At 67.2% G+C, this 19,310-nt stretch carries 18 protein-coding genes; 4 read left to right on the forward strand and 14 right to left on the reverse strand.

Features of this window, described 5'->3' with window-relative positions; translation table 11 throughout:
• Positions 1–43: 43 nt before the first annotated feature.
• Positions 44–1,729, reverse strand: a complete 1,686-nt coding sequence (locus ACQKLX_RS00695; RefSeq protein WP_427358571.1) for a hypothetical protein — start codon at positions 1,727–1,729, stop codon at positions 44–46.
• 229 nt (positions 1,730–1,958) lie between these two features.
• Between ACQKLX_RS00695 and ACQKLX_RS00700 the strand changes: the two genes are divergently transcribed.
• Together ACQKLX_RS00700 and ACQKLX_RS00705 are read left to right on the forward strand one after the other, a co-directional pair.
• Complete coding sequence (locus tag ACQKLX_RS00700; protein ID WP_427358573.1) at positions 1,959–2,930, forward strand: AEC family transporter; 972 nt, start codon at positions 1,959–1,961, stop codon at positions 2,928–2,930.
• Between the two features lie 33 nt (positions 2,931–2,963).
• The gene (locus tag ACQKLX_RS00705) at positions 2,964–4,067 is read left to right on the forward strand and encodes a CaiB/BaiF CoA transferase family protein (RefSeq protein ID WP_427358575.1); all 1,104 of its coding nucleotides are present in this window, start codon (positions 2,964–2,966) and stop codon (positions 4,065–4,067) included.
• A 3-nt stretch (positions 4,068–4,070) separates the two neighbouring features.
• Here ACQKLX_RS00705 and ACQKLX_RS00710 read toward each other — a convergent pair whose 3' ends face one another.
• A complete protein-coding gene (locus ACQKLX_RS00710; RefSeq protein WP_427358577.1) occupies positions 4,071–5,243 on the reverse strand; it encodes a UbiH/UbiF family hydroxylase in 1,173 nt (390 codons plus the stop codon).
• A gap of 52 nt (positions 5,244–5,295) precedes the next feature.
• Complete coding sequence (locus ACQKLX_RS00715) at positions 5,296–6,996, reverse strand: SulP family inorganic anion transporter (protein ID WP_427358579.1); 1,701 nt, start codon at positions 6,994–6,996, stop codon at positions 5,296–5,298.
• A gap of 128 nt (positions 6,997–7,124) precedes the next feature.
• Here ACQKLX_RS00715 and ACQKLX_RS00720 point away from each other — a divergent pair, with 128 nt between their 5' ends.
• Positions 7,125–8,096, forward strand: a complete 972-nt coding sequence (locus tag ACQKLX_RS00720; protein WP_427358581.1) for a quinone oxidoreductase family protein — start codon at positions 7,125–7,127, stop codon at positions 8,094–8,096.
• A gap of 152 nt (positions 8,097–8,248) precedes the next feature.
• On the forward strand, positions 8,249–8,461 hold the full coding sequence (locus ACQKLX_RS00725) for a hypothetical protein (RefSeq protein WP_427358583.1): 213 nt from the start codon (positions 8,249–8,251) through the stop codon (positions 8,459–8,461).
• Between the two features lie 14 nt (positions 8,462–8,475).
• Here ACQKLX_RS00725 and rimO read toward each other — a convergent pair whose 3' ends face one another.
• From rimO to ACQKLX_RS00780, 11 genes are all read right to left on the reverse strand, one after another.
• Positions 8,476–9,795: a 30S ribosomal protein S12 methylthiotransferase RimO gene (rimO, locus tag ACQKLX_RS00730; RefSeq protein WP_427358585.1), complete on the reverse strand. Its 1,320-nt coding sequence runs from the start codon at positions 9,793–9,795 to the stop codon at positions 8,476–8,478.
• Positions 9,796–10,047: 252 nt separating this feature from the next.
• Positions 10,048–10,905: a sulfurtransferase gene (locus ACQKLX_RS00735; protein WP_427358587.1), complete on the reverse strand. Its 858-nt coding sequence runs from the start codon at positions 10,903–10,905 to the stop codon at positions 10,048–10,050.
• The gene (locus tag ACQKLX_RS00740) at positions 10,902–11,339 is read right to left on the reverse strand and encodes an OsmC family protein (RefSeq protein WP_427358589.1); all 438 of its coding nucleotides are present in this window, start codon (positions 11,337–11,339) and stop codon (positions 10,902–10,904) included. Before ACQKLX_RS00740 ends, ACQKLX_RS00735 begins: the two co-directional genes overlap by 4 nt.
• A 73-nt stretch (positions 11,340–11,412) precedes the next feature.
• Positions 11,413–12,459 (reverse strand): sulfate/molybdate ABC transporter ATP-binding protein, encoded by a 1,047-nt coding sequence (locus ACQKLX_RS00745; protein ID WP_427358590.1) that lies wholly within the window; start codon positions 12,457–12,459, stop codon positions 11,413–11,415.
• A gap of 17 nt (positions 12,460–12,476) precedes the next feature.
• The gene (cysW, locus tag ACQKLX_RS00750) at positions 12,477–13,370 is read right to left on the reverse strand and encodes a sulfate ABC transporter permease subunit CysW (protein WP_427358592.1); all 894 of its coding nucleotides are present in this window, start codon (positions 13,368–13,370) and stop codon (positions 12,477–12,479) included.
• Positions 13,363–14,208 (reverse strand): sulfate ABC transporter permease subunit CysT, encoded by an 846-nt coding sequence (gene cysT, locus ACQKLX_RS00755; RefSeq protein WP_427358594.1) that lies wholly within the window; start codon positions 14,206–14,208, stop codon positions 13,363–13,365. Before cysT ends, cysW begins: the two co-directional genes overlap by 8 nt.
• Positions 14,209–14,211: 3 nt before the next feature.
• Complete coding sequence (locus ACQKLX_RS00760) at positions 14,212–15,249, reverse strand: sulfate ABC transporter substrate-binding protein (RefSeq protein ID WP_427358596.1); 1,038 nt, start codon at positions 15,247–15,249, stop codon at positions 14,212–14,214.
• A gap of 173 nt (positions 15,250–15,422) precedes the next feature.
• Positions 15,423–16,880: a siroheme synthase CysG gene (cysG, locus tag ACQKLX_RS00765; RefSeq protein WP_427358597.1), complete on the reverse strand. Its 1,458-nt coding sequence runs from the start codon at positions 16,878–16,880 to the stop codon at positions 15,423–15,425.
• Positions 16,877–17,044: a hypothetical protein gene (locus ACQKLX_RS00770; protein ID WP_427358599.1), complete on the reverse strand. Its 168-nt coding sequence runs from the start codon at positions 17,042–17,044 to the stop codon at positions 16,877–16,879. Before ACQKLX_RS00770 ends, cysG begins: the two co-directional genes overlap by 4 nt.
• A 76-nt stretch (positions 17,045–17,120) precedes the next feature.
• Positions 17,121–17,639, reverse strand: coding sequence for a DUF934 domain-containing protein (locus ACQKLX_RS00775; protein ID WP_427358600.1), 519 nt, complete (start codon positions 17,637–17,639; stop codon positions 17,121–17,123).
• Positions 17,626–19,308, reverse strand: a complete 1,683-nt coding sequence (locus ACQKLX_RS00780) for a nitrite/sulfite reductase (protein WP_427358602.1) — start codon at positions 19,306–19,308, stop codon at positions 17,626–17,628. The genes ACQKLX_RS00775 and ACQKLX_RS00780 overlap by 14 nt, the downstream gene beginning before the upstream one ends.
• Positions 19,309–19,310: the final 2 nt, after the last annotated feature.

A 19,310-nucleotide genomic window follows, 5' to 3' on the forward strand; every position in this document is an offset into this window, starting at 1 on the left:
TCCTTGGGAGAAGCATGACGGAACTGCTCCTCTGCGGAGCTCATTATTGCCTCAGATACATGTCCCAGCAGGGCGACAGCGCGACGAGCTGACGCCCCTCCAGTGCCTGCGCGAACTGCTTCCAGATCGCCGCCCGCTTCACCTCGACCGGGCATTTCGGCCGCATGATGGCGTCGATGTCGCGCAGGGCCTCCAGCATTTCGCGCGTGACCTTGGGATTGGTGCGTTCGGTGTCGATCCCGAGCGCGACATGGGGTGGCGCGGCGCGACCCAGCAGGTGATTGAAGGGGCTGACGAAATCGAGTGCGAAGAAGCCGTTCAGCTGCCTGCGGTTCGAGGTTTCCCAGCGCTCGATCGCGTCGATCCCCTGCTGGACCTCGAGCAGCCAGGTCGCCTGGTGGTCGATTTCCGAGAACAGGGTCGCGGACGGCAGGATTCCGCGCCGGACGAGGTCCTCATAGGCATCGTTGTATTTCGGGTAGTGGTCGACCTGTGCGATTGCACGCTGCGCCAGCTCCGGCTTGAGGCTGACGCGGCCGAGCGGCCCCACATCCGGCACGTCCAGCGCCTGATAGCGCGGCGCCGCAATCACGGCCCGTGCGCCTCGTTCGAGAAAGATCACGGCGCTCGGCAGCGACACTGCCATCACGAGCATCAGCACCCACATGCGCAGCGGGTCGCCGGTGCGGCGGCGATAGTCCTTGAGGATCAGGATCAGCACCGGCCAGAGCCCGATGAATTCGAGCGAGCCGCTGTTCTGCGTCTCGCCCAGGACGAGGGCGAAGAGGCTCGCGCTCAGCCAGCCCAGCGGCGACGCCAGCAGGCTCAGCACCGACAGCTTATCGCGCCGCGCGGCGAGGACGAGGATGCCGATCAGCATCAGGCAGGGTGCGATCACGTTGAACTTGATCGAGCCCAACGTCAGGAAGCGCCGCAAGAGCGACGACGAGTTGAGCATCGCCAGGTCGAGGATGTCTTCGAGATAGGCGAAGACGAGGCCGGTCGTGAACTCGATCACGCACAGGCAGGCGATCACGGAGCCGGCAGCGATCGCCGCGTCGCGAAAACGCATGCGCCCGGCGAGGACCGCATAGCCGACGAGGACCGCGCCCGATACCGGCCCCGTCACCTTGACTAGGAAAAGCGCGGTCATCAGCACTGCGACGAGCGTCGTCAGCAAGACCCGGCTCTGCACGAAGAGCAGTGCCGCCAACAGCAGGTAGAGCAGCAGGGCGACGTGGCGGTTGTAGTAGCCGAACCCGTCGAAGCCCGGCGACGGATAGAGGCTGTGCAGGTTGATCGGCAGCGAGGTCAGGAACAGCAGCGGAATCAGGATCGCCAGGGCCAGCCGGCGCGAACGCGCGTCGACATCCCAGGCGATCAGCGCTGCGATCGGCAGCAGGACCGGCACGATCGCCCAGTTGGCGAGCAGGGCGGGCTGCGCCTGCGGGAACATCGCCTTGATTCCCGCGGTGAGATAGAAGCCGAGCGGGCCGATCGACGTGAAGAAGTCGATATTGGGAATTTGCCCGAGCCGGATGCGCTGGGCGGCGTCGAGATAGATGTCGGTGTCCCAGTAGTTCGGCCCCAGCGGCAGCCTTATCGGAAGCGCGAGCCCCAGGATCACGGCGACCAGGAACGACACGATCCAGAACGTCGGGGACGCGACGAAATATCGCCAGTGCGCTCCGGATGCCGGATTGCCTGCCGCCGCCTGAGTACTGGTCATCTTCGCCTGTTCCATGAGCCGCCACGGAACATGGCAGAAATGTGTTACCCGATTGCTTCCGCGCCCGGCAGTCCGCAATTACCGGTTGTGCCCGGGACGTTCGGTCAATCGGCTGCTTGGAGCGGTATCCGGTGATCAGGCTCAAGGCGCAGCTGGCCGGGTTCTCAGGCGCCGACGCCCATCCTATAACGCGTCGCCGTCGTCATCGTCGGTCGCTTGAGAATGCCGCATGGCCGACATCGCCAGCCTGTTCAACCTGGTCGCTCCCTTCTTCGGGCTGATCCTGCTCGGCTTCCTGATCGGCCGCTACAAGCGCCTGCCGGGCGAGGGTCTCGCCTGGATGCAGTTCTTCCTGATCTATGTCGCGCTGCCCTGCCTGTTCTATCGGCTGATCGCCGACAAGCCGCTGAGCGAACTGACGAACTGGCGCTTCGTCGCGGTGACGACGCTCGCGACCTTCTGCGCCTTCGTGCTCTCCTTCGCGCTCGGCTGGCGCCACACCCATGGCGACATGCCGCAAGCGGTGATGCAGGGCGTCGCCGGCTCCTATTCCAACATCGGCTATATGGGCCCGCCGCTGATCCTGGCGGCGCTCGGCCCCGCCGCCAGCGCGCCGGTCGTGTTGATCTTTGTCTTCGACAATCTCCTGCTGTTCTCGCTGATCCCGTTCTTGATGGCGCTGGCCGGCGTGGAGAAGCGCAGCTTTGCCGCGACGGCGGGGGAGGTGGTCCGGCGGGTGGTCACCCATCCCTTCAACGTCGCCACTGTCGCCGGCGTGCTCGCGGCCTTCCTCAAGCTCGAACTGCCGACCGCGATCGACAAGATGACGCTATGGCTCTCGCAGGCGGCCGCTCCCTGCGCGCTCTTCCTGCTCGGCGTCACGGTGGCGTTGCAGCCGATACGGCGCATGCCCGGCGAGTTGCCCTGGCTCGTCGCGATCAAGCTGCTGCTGCACCCGCTGCTGGTCTGGCTGCTGCTGTCGGGCCTCGGCAACTTCTCGGCGCCCTGGGTCTACGCCGCCGTGATCATGGCGGCGCTGCCACCGGCGCTGAACATCTTCGTCATCTCGACGCAGTACCGCGTCGGCATCGAGCGTGCCTCCGCCTGCATCCTCGTCGGCACCATCGTCTCGACGGTGACGCTGACGGGCTTCCTGTGGCTGGTGAAGACGGGCAGGATGCCGGCAGACCTCTTCCACTGACGGCCCGCAAGGGCCTGCCTTCCGGGCCCATCGATGCAGCCGCTCTCCGATCTCCTCGTCCTCGACTTCTCAACCCTGCTGCCCGGCCCGCTGGCGAGCCTCTTCCTCGCCGAGGCCGGCGCGCGCGTGATCCGGATCGAGCGGCCGGACGGCGAGGACATGCGCCGCTTTCCGCCTCGCTTCGGCGAGACCTCCGCCCCGTTCGCCGCGCTCAACCGCGGCAAGCAGAGCCTCGCCATCGACCTCAAGGCGCCGGACGCGCTGGAACGGCTGACGCCGCTGATCCAGCAGGCCGACATCGTCATCGAGCAGTTCCGGCCCGGCGTGATGGCCCGCCTCGGCTTCGGCTATGGCGCACTGAAGGCGCTCAACCCCAGGCTGATCTACTGCTCGATCAGCGGCTACGGTCAGGAGGGCCCGCGTGCCCCCGAGGCAGGCCACGACATAAACTACCAGGCGATCGGCGGTTTGCTTGGCCAGTCGCTTGCACCCGGCAGGCCGGCACCGCTGCCGCCGACCCTGGTCGCCGACATCGCCGGCGGCGCCATGCCAGCGGTGATCAATATTCTGCTCGCCTTGCGCGAACGCGACCGTTCCGGCCAGGGCTGCCATCTCGACATCGCCATGACCGACGCGATGCTCGCCTTCGCCTGGTATGCACTGGCGCAGGGGCAGGCGTCGGGCCGCTATCCGGCGGGCGGGGAGGGGCTGCTCACCGGCGCCAGCCCGCGCTACGGCCTCTATGCGACCGCGGATGGCTGGTTCCTGGCCGTCGGCGCGATCGAGGAGAAATTCTGGACGAGCTTCTGCGAGGGCATCGGCCTCGATGCCGGATTGCGCGATGATCGGCGTGATCCCGCCGCGACGCAGGAAGCCATCACTGCGATCATCGCATCGCGGCCGGCGGACCATTGGCGCGCCACGATCGAGCCTCTCGACTGCTGCTGCACAGTGGTCCGCACGCTTGGCGAAGCGCTGGCCGATCCGCACCTGACCGCCCGCGGCCTGTTCGACCGGCAGGTCGAGGAGCCCGGTGGAAGGCGCATGGTCTCGACACCGCTGCCGCTCGCGCCGGTCTTCCGCAGCGCCGCGCCGGCGCTGCGGCCAAGCCCACCAGTCGGCGACTACGAGATCTGAGGTTCAGCCCGCTGCAGTACCGCCAGCCAGCCCCTGCCGCATCACCAGCCGGCGTAAGGGGGCAATCCGCGACAGTGCCAGCAATCCAGCGCCGCGCATCAGGTCAGCCGGCAAGAGGTCGGTCAGCAAGGTCCGGTTGAGCGCATCGACCGCGCCGGTGCGCAGGCGCACATCCGCCTGGCGCGAGCGGTCATAAGCCGAGAGTGCCCCCTCTTCGCCAGGATCGCCTGCACCGGCGACCGCATCGCGCAGCGCCGCGACGTCGCGCAGGCCGAGATTGAGCCCCTGCGCCCCGATCGGCGGGAAGACATGCGCAGCTTCGCCGATCAGCACCATGCGCGCCGCGGCGAAACGATCGACCGAAAGCCCGCCCATCGGCACGCGGCCGCGCGGGCCAGCGAGCGTCATCGCGCCGAGAATCGAATGGGTCTGGCGCTCGACCGCGCGGGCGAAGGCGATATCGTCCATACCGGCGATACGTTCGGCCTCGCCAGGCTCGACCAACCAGACCAGCGAAGAGCGCCGGCCGGACATCGGCACCAGCGTGCACGGGCCGGAACGGGTGTGGAACTCTGTCGAGGCGTCCTGATGCTCGCGGCGATGGCTCAGGATTGCCGTCAGCGCCACCTGTGGGTAGTTCCAGTCGCGCGCCGTGATGCCGGCGGCCTCCCTGACGCGAGACCTGCGGCCATCGGCGCCGACGGCGAGGCGTGCATCGACTGGTGCGAAACCTTCACCCACCAGCCTGACATTCTCGGTGTTCGCCGTGATCCCGGTCACGGCCTGCGGGATCATGCGGATACGCGGATCGGCCGCTGCCTTGGCCGCCATCGCCTCGACCAGCGCGGCATTCTCGATATTCCAGCCGAAGGCCGGCAGGCCAAGCTCGGCCGCCTTGAACTCGACCGGCGGCTGCCGGAACAGGCTGCCGGTATCGTCGACCAGCCGCATCACCGCGAGTGGCGCCGCGAGCGCGTCCAGCGCCTCCGTCAGGCCCAGCATCTCGAGCAATCGCCAGGAGCCGTCGAGCAGGGCGACGGTGCGGCCATCGCGCGGCGCGCTCGCCTGCCCGAATAGTACGATCTGCCGCCCGGCCGCGGCGAGAGATAGCGCTGCCGCGAGCCCGACCGCGCCGGCCCCAACGATGGCTATGTCGCAATGCTGCTGGTCCGTCATGACCTTTCGGTAGCCGATGCCGGCGCTGCTGGCGAGCGCGCCCTTGCCGCAGCTATCCCCAGACCACGCCCTTCCCGGGCTTCTGGGCGATCTCCCGGAACGAGACAATCCGCTCGTCGATGCCCTCATGGCCGAGCACCGCACGCACCTGCCGCCCGGCGCCGCGAATCTCTACGGTGGAGCCATGGTGCAGCGCCTTGTCGATCACCGCCTTCAGCGAAACCGCCGCACTCGAATCGGCGAAGGGCACGCCGGAGAGATCGAGCACGATCCGCTCGGGGAAGGGGCCTACGCGATCGAGCACCGTCGCGACATGGCTGCTGGCGCCGAAGAAGAGCGGGCCGGTGATCTTGTAGTGGAAGGCTTCGCCGTCGCGCTTGCCGTTGCCGTTTGTCAGCGGCTCGTCATGGCCTGCTTCGTCATAGTCGACGAGGCTTGTGTCCATGCCGGCCTCGACTGTGACGATGTTCGCCATGCGGTGCATGAAGATCAGCGACCCCAGCACGACGCCGACGCCGATCCCGACCATCAGATCCTCGAAGATCACCAGCAGGAAGGTGGCGAGCAACACGAGCGAGTCGGCGCGCGAATGCCTGAGGATCGCCGCGAAGGCAGCCTTCTCAGCCATGTTCCAGGAGACCACGGCGAGCACCCCGGCCAGAGCCGCCAACGGGATGTAGGAGGCGAGCGGCGCCGCGACCAGCATGAACAGCAGCACAAAGGCCGCGTGCAGCATGCCGGCGATCGGCGTGACGCCGCCGGCACGGATATTGGTCGCGGTGCGGGCGATCGTGCCGGTGACGCAGATGCCCCCGAACAGGGGCGAGCCGATATTGGCGACGCCCTGCGCCACCAGCTCCATGTTCGAGCGATGCCGGCGTCCGCTCATCCCGTCGGCGACCACCGCCGAGAGCAGCGACTCGATGCCGCCGAGCACGGCGATCGACAGCGCCGCCGGCAGCACCTCGACCAGCTTGTCGAGGCTGAAGGCCGGCAGATGCGGGGCCGGCAGGACGCGCGGAATGCCGCCAAAGCGGCCGCCGATGGTCTCGACCGGCAGGTTGAACAGGAAGGTCGCGGCGGCGGCGAGCGCGACAGCGATCAGGAGACCCGGCCAGCTCGGCCGCCAGCGCCTGATGGCCAGGATCGTCGCGACAGTCAGGGCCGAGAGCCCGAGCGCCGCCGGGTTGAGCGTGCCGAGCGCGGCCCCGAGCGCTTGCAGCTTCGGGATCAGTGCAGCCGGCTCCTTGCCGGGCAGCGTCAGGCCGAGCAAATCGCGAATCTGGCTGGCGAAGATGATGATCGCGATGCCGGTGGTAAAGCCGACCAGCACCGGATGCGGGATATACTTGATATAGGTGCCGAGCCTCAGCGCCCCGACCACGATGAGCATGACGCCGGCCAGCGTGGTAGCGAGCAGCAGCCCGTCGAAGCCGTGCTGGTCGATCGTCGCGGCGACGAGGACGATGAAGGCGCCGGCCGGCCCGCCGATCTGGTGGCGGCTGCCGCTCAGCGCCGAGACCAGGAAGCCGCCGATGATCGCCGTGAACAATCCGGCAGCCGGCGTCGCGCCACTGGCGATGGCGATCGCCATGGACAGCGGCAGTGCGACGATCGCGACCGTCAGTCCCGAAAGCGCATCGGCTCGCAGCCGGGCGAAGCCATAGCCCTCGCGCAAAGCGGAGATCAGTTTGGGGGTGAAGGCCTCACGCAGGATGGGACGGCCGCCGAGATGAGCACCTTGGCTGTTCATGTCAGAGACCGATCATGCAGTTATGCCCGACCGACTCGGCGTTTGCGCGGGTCTGCCGTGCAGTGCAGCCGTTGCGCGGGAGGAAGGCAAGTCCCTATCGTTGCGGCCATCGACATCAGGAGATCGCCATGGCGAAAGCAATCCGCGTACACAAGACCGGTGGGCCCGAAGTTCTGCAGCTCGAAGAGGTCAGCCTGCCGGCGCCGGGAGCGGGCGAGATCCTGATCCGCAACCGCGCCATCGGCCTCAACTTCATCGACACCTATTTCCGCACCGGCCTCTACCCGGCGCCGCTGCCGTTCACGCTCGGCAACGAATCGGCGGGCGACGTGCTCGCGGTCGGCCCCGGCGTCACGGAGTTCAAGCCGGGCGACCGGATCGCCGTCGTCGCCGCCCATGGCGCCTATGCCGAGGAGCGCATCGTTCCTGCGTCGGCGGTCGTCGCCTTGCCCGACAACGTGTCCTACGAAGCCGGCGCCAGCATGATGCTGAAGGGGCTGACGGCGGAATACCTGCTTCACCGCACCTATCCGGTGAAGCCGGGCGACACGATCCTGGTCCATGCCGCGGCCGGTGGCACCGGCTCGATCCTCTGCCAATGGGGCAAGGCGCTGGGTGCGACCGTGATCGGTACCGTCGGCAGCAAGGAGAAGGCCGAACTCGCCAAGGCGAACAAGGCCGACCATGTCATCCTCTATCGCGACGAGGACGTTCCGGCGCGGGTCAAGGAGATCACCGGCGGCAAGCTCTGTAATGTCGTCTATGACGGCGTCGGCAAGGACACCTTCATGGGTTCGCTCGACTCGCTAAGGCCGTTCGGCCTGCTGGCGAGCTTCGGCAACGCCTCGGGTGCGGTCGAGGCCTTCAATCTCGGCATTCTCGCCGCGAAGGGCTCCCTTTACGTCACCCGCCCGACGATGAACACGCACACGGCCAACCGCGACACCCTGGTCGCGATGGCGAAGAACCTGTTCGAGGCGGTCGGCTCCGGCAAGGTCGCCGTCGCCATCAATGCGCGTTTCGCTTTGAAGGATGCGGCCGATGCTCATCGCGCGCTGGAAGGGCGCGGAACGACCGGCTCAACAGTGATCGTGCCGTAGAACGAGCGATCCGGCGACACTGCATGCGGCCGCCCGAAGGGCGGCCGCTTCCGTAACGGAACGAAAAAATCGAAAGTTTCGAAACCTGAAAGCGAAAGGCTGCCTGGAGCCGGCAAAGCGGGACCAACAACAAGATCTTTGGTCCCTACGTCATGTCCCCGCTTCTTCGCCGCGTCGGCTTCACCCTCTCCTTCATCATCGTCGCGATGGCGCTCAACGCACAGCTCGCCGCCCGGCCGACGCTCCAGCTCGTCACACAGGTCAGCGATGCGCAGATCGTCTTCGAGAAGTCCTCGCGGCCGCGTATCGGCCGTGTCGCCGAGCCGCGCCGCATGCCGCGCCCGATGGCCGCGGTCCATGCCTGAGAGACAGGCTCCGCTCAGACCGCCATGCCGTGCAGGTCATAGGCGTCGGCACGCTCGATCTTCACGGTGACGATATCGCCCGGCCGCAGCGGCCGGCGGCTCGAGACATAGACATTGCCGTCGATCTCCGGCGCATCCCATTTCGAGCGGCCCTTGGCGACGGTCGGACCGGCCTCGTCGATGATCACCTGGATACGCTTGCCGACGCGCCCCTTGACGATACGGGCCGAAACCTCGGCCTGCGTCTTCATGAAGCGATGCCAGCGCGCTTCCTTCTCGTCCTCGTCGACCAGCGGCAAGCCGAGGTCATTGGCGGTCGCGCCCTTGACCGGCTCGTATTTGAAGCAGCCGACGCGCTCCAGCTTCGCTTCCTTCAACCAGTCGAGCAGGAAGTCGACATCGCCCTCGGTCTCGCCAGGGAAGCCGACGATGAAGGTCGAGCGGATGGCGAGGTCCGGGCAGGTCTCGCGCCATTTCCGGATCCGCTCCAGCGTCTTCTCGTGATGGGCCGGCCGGCGCATCGCCTTCAGCACGGAAGGCGAGGCGTGCTGGAACGGGATGTCGAGATAGGGGAGCACGTTGCCCTCCGCCATCAGCGGGATGACCTCGTCGACATGCGGGTAGGGATAGACATAGTGCATCCGAACCCAGACGCCCATCTGGCCGAGCTCGCGCGCCAGCTCGAAGAAGCGGGTGCGGACCTCGCGATCCTTCCACATCGACGGGGCGTATTTGATGTCGAGCCCGTAGGCGCTGGTGTCCTGCGAGATCACCAGCAGCTCCTTGACGCCGGCCTTGACCAGTTTCTCGGCCTCGCGGAGCACGTCGCCGATCGGCCGCGAGACCAGATCGCCGCGCAGCTTGGGGATGATGCAGAAGCTGCAACGGTTGTTGCAACCCTCTGAAATCTTGAGATAGGCGTAGTGCCGCGGCGTCAGCTTGATGCCCTGGTCCGGCACCAGATCGATGAAGGGATCGTGCTTGGGCGGCACCGCCTGGTGCACGGCCGAGACCACGCTCTCATAGGCCTGCGGCCCGGTGATCGCGAGCAGGTTCGGGAAGGCGTCGCGGATCTGCTCGGGCTCGGCGCCCATGCAGCCGGTGACGATGACCTTGCCGTTCTCGGCCATGGCCGAGCCGATCGCCTCGAGCGATTCCTGCTTCGCGCTGTCGAGGAAGCCGCAGGTGTTGACGATGACGACGTCGGCGCCCGCATGGCTCTTGCTGAGCTCATAGCCCTCGGAGCGCAGCGAGGTGATGATGCGTTCGGAATCGACGAGCGCCTTCGGGCACCCGAGAGACACAAACGAGATTTTCGGCGCGACGGCGTTCATCGGCGGCGGAACTCTGAAAACGGAGCAAGGGAAGGGCGCGGCAAGGCCGGCGCGTTGGCGCTTCCTTTGATCCTTTTTGGACGAATTTGCAAATGCAGGTTGGGCTGGTCGGCGGTGAACGCCTGGATCGCCAGCCCTCTACGTCATTGCGAGGAGCGCAGCGACGAAGCAATCCAGGAGCGCCAGAGCTCTACGTCTCCCTGGATTGCGTCGCTTCGCTCGTAGTGACGTCGAGCGCGGTTGGATTCAGCCTCAGGCCGTCGCGACCGGCCGCTCCGGCACCTGCGTCCAGTCGGTCATCGAGCCGTCGTAAAGCGAGACCTCGTCGCGGCCGAGCAACTCCGACATCACGAACCAGTTGAGCGAGGCGGTGTGGCCGGTGTTGCAATAGGAGATCGCCGGTCCCTGCGGCACCGGGCCGAACAAAGCGGCGAGATCGCCGGCCGGCTTGAAGCGTCCTGTCGCAGGGTCGAAGGCCGCCGCATAGTCGCGCGAGACGGCGCCCGGGATATGGCCAGCGCGCGTCGCCTCCGCCGCCTTCTCCTTGCCCTCGAAATAGCTGGCCGAACGGGCGTCGACGAGCGTTGCGAGCTTGCTCCGCGACGCGACGAGGGTGGCGTCGGCGGTGCTGCGCAGCTTCTGCTGCATCACGACCGGGTAGGGCGCTGCCGACGCCGGCTTGGAGGCCCCGGTTTCGATCGGATATCCCGGCGAAATCTGCCAGCCCTTGAAGCCGCCATCGAGGATCGCCTGCTGGCCATGGCCGATCAGCTTCAGCGTCCAGTAGACGCGGGTCGCGGCGGCGAGGTCGCTGGCGGTGAGCCCGGCCGGCACGATCACGACCTTGCTCGGCGGCGTTACGCCGAGCCGGCCTGCTAGCTCCGCGAGATGGTCGAGCGGCGGCAGCATGCCCGGTGCATTGCCGACCTTGGCGCGCCAGCCATCGGCGGCGTAGTCGCTATGGACGGCGCCGGGGATATGGCCGGCCTCGAAGGCCTGGCGCCCGCCCTCGGCGGCAGCGCGAATGTCGATGATGACGAGACCGGGCGTGCCCAGCGCACCATGCAGGACTTCGGGGGACACCAGCCCCGAGGTCGGGATATCCGTCATTCCGCGGCCTCCTGTTGCAGTTCGTCGACGACCACGAGCGAGGTGCTCATCTCGGCGGTCGCTCCCAGCATGATCGAAGCGGAGCAGTATTTTTCCTTCGACAATGTGACGGCGCGCTCGGCCTTGGCCTGCGACAGGCCGCGGCCGCTGACGCGATAGGCGATGTGGATCTTGGTGAAGACCTTGGGGTCCTCGGTGGCGCGCTCGGCCTCGACCTCGACCTCGCAGCCGGTCACCGCCTCGCGGCCCTTCTTCAGGATCTGCACGACGTCGAAGCCGGTGCAGCCGGCGAGCCCGATCAGCAGCATCTCCATCGGCCGGATGCCGATATTGCGGCCGCCATATTCAGGCGCGCCGTCCATGATCACGGAGTGGCCGCTACCGGCCTCGCCCATGAAGGCCATGCCTTCAACCCATTTCGCCCGCGCCTTCATAGCCGCCTCCTGTCGTCAGACCGTATCGGGCGACAGGCATAACCCGCGCTGCGTGTGGAAGGCGAGGGTGGCCTTAGGCCGCAGCAAACAGGTTGCCATGCGTGATGCGCAGCCGGATGCGTTCGCCGATCGCCGGAGCGACCTGGCTGGCGAGATCGACATCGAGCCGTTTCGGCAAGCCGTCGACAGCGACTTCGGCGCGCCGCAGCGGCCCGTTGCGCCTGAGATGCTCGACCACGCCCGGTAAGGCGAGCGGCGCATCGTCGACGATGCGCAGGTGCTGCGGCCGGACATAGAGCGAGGCCGGGCCGCCTTGGTTCTGGCGCAGGCCCCCGAGCACCGGCCGATCCTGGAAGAAGGCCTGGCTGCCGACCACCTTGACCGGCAGATGGTTGGCGTCGCCGAGGAACTGGCAGACGAAGGGCGTTGCCGGGTGATCGTAGACATCGTCGGGCGAGCCGACCTGTTCGAGCCGGCCGTCATGCAGGATCGCGACCCGATCGGCGAGCTCCAGCGCCTCTTCCTGATCGTGCGTGACGAAGACGGTGGTGTGGCCGGTGCGCTGGTGCAGCTGGCGCAGCCAGGCCCGCAGATCCTTGCGGACCTTGGCGTCGAGCGCGCCGAAGGGCTCGTCGAGCAGCAGAACGCGCGGCTCGATCGCCAGCGCCCTGGCGAGCGCGATGCGTTGGCGCTGGCCGCCGGAGAGCTGGCTCGGATAGCGTTTCTCCAGCCCCGGCAACTGGATGAGCTCCAGCAATTCGGAGACGCGCTTCCTGATCTCGGTCGGGTTCGGCCGCTCGGCCCGCGGCCGTGACTTCAGGCCGAAGGCGATGTTCTCGGCGACGCTCATCGTCTTGAACAGCGCATAGTGCTGGAAGACGAAGCCGATCCGGCGCTCGCGCAGCGAGAGTTCGCGCGTGTCGGTCTCGCCGAAGAGCACGCGGCCGCGCTCGGCCTGCTCGAGACCGGCGATGACGCGCAGCAGCGTCGTCTTGCCCGAGCCGGAGGGGCCGAGCAGGGCGACGAGCTCGCCCGGCTGGATGTCGAGCGAGACCCCGCGCAGGGCGGGGAAGTTCTGGAAGCGCTTCTCGACGCTTTCGATGGTGACGGCGACCGACATCGGAGTTCCCCGCTATCTCAGTGGCGGCGGCTGGCGGCGATCGCGTCGGCGAAGCGCCATTCCAGGACGGTTTTCAGGACGAGCGTGACGAGGGCGAGGCCCGCCAGCAGCGAGGCGACGGCGAAGGCGGCGGCGCCCATATACTCGTTGTAGAGAATCTCGACATGCAGCGGCATGGTGTTGGTCAGGCCGCGGATCTTGCCGGAAACGACGGCGACCGCACCGAACTCGCCCATGGCGCGGGCATTGCAGAGCAGCACCCCATAGAACAGGCTCCACTTCACGTTCGGCAGGGTGACCGTGAAGAAGGTGGTCCAAGCGGAGGCACCGAGCGTCAGCGCCGCCTCCTCGTCGGCCGAGCCGAGCGACTGCATGTGCGGGATCAGTTCGCGCGCGACGAAGGGGAACGTGACGAAGATCGTCGCCAGCAGGATGCCCGGCACTGCGAAGACGATCTTGAGGTCGTTCGCCGCGAGCCACGGGCCGAAATAGCCCTGGGCGCCGAAGAGCAGCACGAAGACCAGGCCCGAGATCACCGGCGAGACCGAGAAGGGCAGGTCGATGAAGCTGATCAGCAGGCTCTTGCCACGGAACTCGAACTTGGCGATCGCCCAGGCGGCGGCGAGGCCGATGATCACGTTGAACGGCACCGCGATCGCCGCGACGAGCAGGGTCAGGCGGATCGCCGCCAAGGCATCGGGTTCGAGGATCGCCTCGCGATAGGCCTGCCAGCCGCGTGCACCGGCCTCGACGAAGACCGAGATCAGCGGCAGGAACAGGAACAGGCAGAGGAAGCCGAGCGAGATGCCGACCAGCAGGAACTGGACGAGCCGGGATTCGCCCTTGACCCGCCGGGCGGCGCGGGCCGGAGCGAGATCCTCGATCTGATAGGGCAGGCTCGCGTCAGACATCGCCGAACCTCCGGCGCGCGCTCGCCTGGATCAAGTTGACCAGCAGGATCAGCGAGAACGAGAGCAGCAGCATGATCGTCGCGACCACGGCCGCGCCGGCATAGTCGAACTGCTCCAGCCGGATCACGATCAGGAGCGGTGCGATCTCGGAGACCATCGGCACATTGCCGGCGATGAAGATCACCGAGCCGTATTCGCCGACGGCCCGCGCGAAGGCAAGCACGAAGCCGGTCAGCAGCGCTGGCAGTACCGGCGGCAGCAGCACGGTGAAGACGGTGCGCCAGCGGCTGGCGCCGAGCAGCGCGGCCGCCTCCTCGATATCGGCCGGCAACTCCTCCAGCACCGGCTGGATCGTGCGCACGACGAAGGGCAGGCCGATGAAGATCAGCGCCACCATCACGCCGAGCGGCGTATAGGCGACCTTGATGTCGTAGGGCGCGAGCAGCCCGCCGACCCAGCCGTTCGGTGCGTAGATCGCGGCGAGTGCGATGCCGGCGACCGCGGTCGGCAGGGCGAAGGGCAGGTCGACCGCCGCGTCGATCAGGCGCCGACCGGGGAAATCATAACGCACGAGCACCCAGGCGAGGATCAATCCGAAGACCGCGTTGACCGCCGCGGCGAACAGCGCGCCGAGGAAGGAGAGCTTCAGCGCGGCGAGCGTGCGCGGCGAGGTCGCCACCGCCCAGATATCGGCGGGGCCGGCGCTCGCCGCCTTGATGAACAGCCCCGCGAGCGGGATCAGCACGATCAGCGACAGCGCAGTCACGGTGATGCCCAGCGCCAGGCCGAAGCCGGGCAGGATGCTGGGCTCGCGCCAGCGGAATACCGTCGCTGTCATGGCTCAGCGCGCCGGCTTGTAGAGCTGATCGAAGGTGCCGCCGTCACCGAAATGAGCGGGCTGCGCCTTGGCCCAGCCGCCAAAGCTCTCATCGATGGTGACGAGCTCGACCTTCGGGAAGCGGGCAACGTCCTTCGGATCGGCTGCTTCGGGATTGCGCGGCCGGTAATAGTGCTTGGCGATGATCGCCTGCCCCTTCGGCGTGTAGAGGAAATCGAGATAGGCTTGCGCCTCGGCGCGGGTGCCCTTGGCGTCGACATTGCCGTCGACGATGGCGACCGGCGGCTCGGCCAGGATCGAGAGCGAGGGCACGACGATGTCGAACTTGTCCTCGCCGAACTCCTTCAGCGCCAGGAATGCCTCGTTCTCCCAGGACAGGAAGACGTCGCCGATGCCGCGCTGTGTGAAGGTCGTGGTCGCGCCGCGCGCGCCGGTGTCGAGCACCGGGACATTGGCCAGCAGCTTGCCGATATAGTCGCGGACCTTGGCCTCGTCCTTGTTGAAGGCCTTCTCGGCATAGGCCCAGGCGGCGAGATAGTTCCAGCGCGCGCCGCCGGAGGTCTTCGGGTTCGGCGTGATGATCTGCACGCCCGGCTTGACCAGGTCGCCCCAGTCCTTGATCGCCTTGGGATTGCCCTTGCGAACCAGGAAAACGATGGTCGAGGTGTAGGGCGAGGAGTTCTGCGGCAGGCGCTTCTGCCAGTCGAGCGGCAGCTTCTTCGAGCGCTGCGCCACCGCGTCGATGTCGCCGGCGAGCGCCAGGGTCAGCACATCGGCGTTCAGGCCGTCGATCACGGTGCGGGCCTGCGCGCCCGAACCGCCATGCGACTGCCGGATCGTGGTGATCTTCTTGGCGTTCTTGCCGTTCCAGTCGGCGATGAAGGCCGCATTGATCTCGCGGTAGAGCTCGCGCGTCGGATCATAGGAGACGTTGAGCAGCTCGGTCTGGGCGCGGGCGCCGCTGATCACGCCGAAGCACAGGGCGAAGGCTCCGAGCGTCAGGCCGGCTTGCAGCAGGCGGTGAAGTCTCTGTCGCGTCATCTCAGTGCTCCGTGTCGGACAGTTCGGAAAACCGTCGGAACGGCTCAAAACTGTTCTTAAAAACAAACAGAACGTACTGAATTGGCGGTCATCGCTCAACTAGCGGGGGCAGTAGAGCCCTTCCAAACTTTTCGCGCCAGAGAGAAAACGCATCTCCGGCGGTTTGGTTCGTTTCAGCCGTGCGCCAAATTTCCGCTCGCTGCAGCCGGCAGCGCAGCGCCCATGGCATGGCCGATCAGGACGAGGACCGGTCCCTTGCTCGGCAGCTCGCCGAGACGTTCGGGCAGCTGCGCGATCGTGCTGGCGATCCGCGTTTCCGCCGGGGTGGTGGCACCGAGCACGGCGATCGCCGGCGTTTCAGGATCGAGCCCGGCGGCGAGCGCCTTCTCGCGGAACAGCGGCAGCGTGGCGCGGGCCATATAGAGCGCCGTGGTCGCGGCCGGGTCGGCGAGCGCCTTCCAGTCGAGGTCCTGCGGCAGCTTGCCGTCGCGGGCATGGCCGGTGACGAATTGCAGGCGGCGGGCATGGTCGCGATGGGTCAGCGACAGGCCGAGCGACGCGGCCGCGCCCTGCGCCGCCGAGATACCGGGCACGATCGTGACGGGGATTCCGGCGCGCTGGCAGGCCTCGATCTCTTCGCCGGCGCGGCCGAAGATGCCGGGATCGCCGCCCTTCAGCCGAACCACATGCTTGCCTTGGCCGGCGAGCGAGACCAGCATCGCGTTGATGTCGTCCTGCTTCACGGCCGGACCATAGCCCTGCTTGCCGACCAGCATGCGCCTGGCCTCGCGCCGGGCGAGTTCGAGCACGCCGGCCGAAACAAGATCGTCGTAAAGAATGATGTCGGCGCTCTGCAGCGCCCGGATCGCCTTCAGCGTCAGCAGCTCCGGATCGCCAGGGCCGGCGCCGACCAGCGTGACCCGGCCGTTCGGCGTGCCGCCACGCTCGATCTCGTCCAGCACCGCAGAGAGATCGCTCCGATCGTTCTCGTCGGGGCGGCGCTGCGGCTCGGCTAGCGCACGGCTGGTGAAGCGCTCCCAGAAATCGCGGCGCAGCGGGAAGGCGAGCTCGCGTGCCTTGACCATCGGGCGCCAGTCATGCGCCGCCTGCGCCCAAGACTTGAGACCGGCGGGCAGCAGCGCCTCGATCTTGGCGCGGATCGCCTGGCCGAAGACAGGCGCGGCGCCATCGGTCGAGATCGCGACGACGAGCGGCGAGCGGTTGACCAGCGAGCCAAAGGCGAAATCGCAGAATTCGGGCTTGTCGATGATGTTGACCGGCACGCCGTTCTGCCGGGCCGCGGCAGCGAAAGCTTTGGCCTCGTCGAGCGAATCGATGTCGGCAATGGCGAGCGCCGCGCCGTCGAGATCATCAGCCTGCCAGGCGCGCGGCAGCACGGTGATGGAGCCGGCTGGCGGATCGGAGGCGAGGCTCGCGAAAACCTCCGGCTGGTCGCCGGCGAGGATCAGCAGGTTTGAGCCCGCCGCGGCCAGCAATTCCGCCTTCCAGAGCGCACCCTCGCTCGCACCCGCGAGCACGACCTTGCGTCCCTCCAGCTTGTGGAAGAGTGGCAGGGTCGCGAGCCGGTCGATGCGGCGCGGGGCGGTTGTCTCCGGGCGTCTTGCGCTCATCTTTGCGTCGCTGCGGCCTTCACATCGGGTTGCGCCCGGCTATCGCCCGCAGGTGGCATGAACAACCACAGGCCGGCAAGCACCAGGATGATAAGCCGGAAGCAAAGATCGAACCAGCGCTCGCGCGGGCCGGGCGCGGAATGGCTCAGGGCGTCGTTCAGCATGGCCTCCTCCCATTCATCGTCGCTATGGCGATCGGCCGGCCGCCGCAGGCTGGTCTGGGCCGAACCGTGCATCGTCTCAGCCCGCCGCAGCATGTTTCAGCCGGGCCGAGCGGCGCCGGTCGAGGATGTTGCCGCTGTCGCCATAGCCGCGCTGATAGCCATGGCTGATCTGGCCAAGGGCCTGGACCCATTGCTCGACCGGCTGGCGCGCCGCGCTGGCCTCCGGCAACTCGACCTCGTCGAAGCCGCAGGCGAGGGCATAGGCGAACTGGTCGACGATCAGCGGCCCGCTGGCGCGCAAGGTGCCGGTGAAGCCGTGATTGCGGATCAGCCGTGCCAGGCTGAAGCCGCGTCCGTCGCCGAAGGACGGGAAGCTGATCGCGATCAGCGAGAGCTGGCGCATCAGGAGCTTCAGTTCGGGAATGCGGACAGTGTTGGGGATGACGACGCCGATGCGCTGGTCGCGCGTCTTCTGCGCCAGCGCCTCCGGCAGCGTCGCCCAGTCGACGAGCGCATGCGAGAGGTTGCCGATCGCCGCGCCTTCGCTGCGCGTCCAAATCTCGGCCTTGGCGCCGTGACGATCAAGCAACGGCATGGCTGACCTCTCGGTTGGTGTCTTGGAAAGCCGCCTTGAACGGCGCGAGGCCGATGCGGCGGACATTGTCGATGAAGCTCTCGCCCGTCAGGCGCTGGGCCAGATAGACCGAGACGATGCGCTCGATCGCGTCCGGCACGTCCTCGGCGGCGAGGCCGGGGCCGAGAATCTCGCCGATCGCAGCGTTCTCGGTCGCGTCGCCGCCGAGCGTGATCTGGTAGGATTCGATCCCGCGCTTCTCGAGGCCGAGAATGCCGATATGGCCGACATGGTGGTGGCCGCAGGCATTGATGCAGCCGGAGATCTTGATGTTGAGCACACCGATCTCCTTCTGCCTGACGGGATCGGCGAAGCGCTGCGCCAGCGCCTGCGCGATCGGGATCGAGCGGGCTGTCGCCAGCGCGCAATAATCGAGGCCGGGACAGGCGATGATGTCGGTGATCAGCCCGGCATTGGCCGTCGCGAGCTCAGCCTCGCCGAGGCGCTGCCAGACCGCGAACAGGTCGGACAGCTTAACATGCGGCAGGACGAGGTTTTGCGCATGGGTGACGCGGATCTCCGACAGCGAGAATTCGTCGGCGAGATCGGCGACGACACGCATCTGCTCGCTGGTGGCATCGCCCGGAGGCGCGCCGATCGGCTTCAGGGAGATCGTCAGCGCCGCATAGCCCGGCTGGCGATGCGGCGTGAGATTGGTCTCGACCCAGCGGGCGAAGTCGGGATTGCCGGCCTTGGCTGCCTCGAAGGCGCCGCTCGTCGCCGGCAGCGTCTCGTAGGTCGGCGGCGCGAAATAGGCGGCGATGCGCGCGACCTCGGCCGGGTCGGCATTGACCGAGGGGCCGTCGAGCCGGGCGAACTCCTCCTCGACGCGGCGGGAGAATTCCTCCGTCCCGATCTCGTGGACGAGGATCTTGACCCGGGCCTTGTACTTGTTGTCGCGCCGGCCTTCGAGATTGTAGACTCGCATGATCGCCTCGAGATAGGCGAGCAGGTCGGCCTTGGGCAGGAACTCGCGCACGACCTTGCCGATCATCGGGGTGCGACCGAGACCGCCGCCGACGATGACCTCGTAGCCGATCTCGTGGGTGTCGGGATGGCGCAGGATGCGCAGGCCGATATCGTGCGCCTTGATCACGGCGCGGTCGTGCTCGGCGCCGGTCACCGCGATCTTGAACTTGCGCGGCAGGTAGTCGAACTCGGGATGCAGGCTCGACCATTGCCGGATCAGCTCGGCGGTCGGGCGCGGATCCTCGACCTCGTCCTGCGCGACGCCGGCGAAATGATCGGCGGTGACATTGCGGATGCAATTGCCCGAGGTCTGGATCGCATGCATCTCGACATCGGCGAGCAGGTCGAGAATATCAGGGATATCGCGCAGCTTCGGCCAGTTGAACTGGAGATTGGTGCGCGTGGTGAAATGGCCGTAGCCGCGATCATAGCGCTCGCCGATCAGCGCGAGCTGGCGCATCTGCTTCGACGACAGCGTGCCATAGGGCACCGCGATCCGCAGCATATACGCGTGCAGCTGCAGATAGACGCCGTTCTTCAGGCGCAGCGGCTTGAACTCGTCCTCGGTCAGCGAGCCGCTGAGCCGGCGGCCAACCTGGTCGCGGAACTGCGCGACGCGCTCGCGGACAAAGCGTTCGTCGAATTCGTCGTAACGATACATGC

Source organism: Allobosea sp. NPDC003192 (assembly GCF_050275675.1).
Classification (GTDB): domain Bacteria; phylum Pseudomonadota; class Alphaproteobacteria; order Rhizobiales; family Beijerinckiaceae; genus Allobosea.

Coding starts and splice junctions, on each gene's coding strand:
- ACQKLX_RS00695 (WP_427358571.1), bottom strand. CDS start 1,729: ATGACCAGTACTCAGGCGGCGGCAGGCAATCCGGCATCCGGAGCGCAC.
- ACQKLX_RS00700 (WP_427358573.1), top strand. CDS start 1,959: ATGGCCGACATCGCCAGCCTGTTCAACCTGGTCGCTCCCTTCTTCGGG.
- ACQKLX_RS00705 (WP_427358575.1), top strand. CDS start 2,964: ATGCAGCCGCTCTCCGATCTCCTCGTCCTCGACTTCTCAACCCTGCTG.
- ACQKLX_RS00710 (WP_427358577.1), bottom strand. CDS start 5,243: ATGACGGACCAGCAGCATTGCGACATAGCCATCGTTGGGGCCGGCGCG.
- ACQKLX_RS00715 (WP_427358579.1), bottom strand. CDS start 6,996: ATGAACAGCCAAGGTGCTCATCTCGGCGGCCGTCCCATCCTGCGTGAG.
- ACQKLX_RS00720 (WP_427358581.1), top strand. CDS start 7,125: ATGGCGAAAGCAATCCGCGTACACAAGACCGGTGGGCCCGAAGTTCTG.
- ACQKLX_RS00725 (WP_427358583.1), top strand. CDS start 8,249: ATGTCCCCGCTTCTTCGCCGCGTCGGCTTCACCCTCTCCTTCATCATC.
- rimO (WP_427358585.1), bottom strand. CDS start 9,795: ATGAACGCCGTCGCGCCGAAAATCTCGTTTGTGTCTCTCGGGTGCCCG.
- ACQKLX_RS00735 (WP_427358587.1), bottom strand. CDS start 10,905: ATGACGGATATCCCGACCTCGGGGCTGGTGTCCCCCGAAGTCCTGCAT.
- ACQKLX_RS00740 (WP_427358589.1), bottom strand. CDS start 11,339: ATGAAGGCGCGGGCGAAATGGGTTGAAGGCATGGCCTTCATGGGCGAG.
- ACQKLX_RS00745 (WP_427358590.1), bottom strand. CDS start 12,459: ATGTCGGTCGCCGTCACCATCGAAAGCGTCGAGAAGCGCTTCCAGAAC.
- cysW (WP_427358592.1), bottom strand. CDS start 13,370: ATGTCTGACGCGAGCCTGCCCTATCAGATCGAGGATCTCGCTCCGGCC.
- cysT (WP_427358594.1), bottom strand. CDS start 14,208: ATGACAGCGACGGTATTCCGCTGGCGCGAGCCCAGCATCCTGCCCGGC.
- ACQKLX_RS00760 (WP_427358596.1), bottom strand. CDS start 15,249: ATGACGCGACAGAGACTTCACCGCCTGCTGCAAGCCGGCCTGACGCTC.
- cysG (WP_427358597.1), bottom strand. CDS start 16,880: ATGAGCGCAAGACGCCCGGAGACAACCGCCCCGCGCCGCATCGACCGG.
- ACQKLX_RS00770 (WP_427358599.1), bottom strand. CDS start 17,044: ATGCTGAACGACGCCCTGAGCCATTCCGCGCCCGGCCCGCGCGAGCGC.
- ACQKLX_RS00775 (WP_427358600.1), bottom strand. CDS start 17,639: ATGCCGTTGCTTGATCGTCACGGCGCCAAGGCCGAGATTTGGACGCGC.
- ACQKLX_RS00780 (WP_427358602.1), bottom strand. CDS start 19,308: ATGTATCGTTACGACGAATTCGACGAACGCTTTGTCCGCGAGCGCGTC.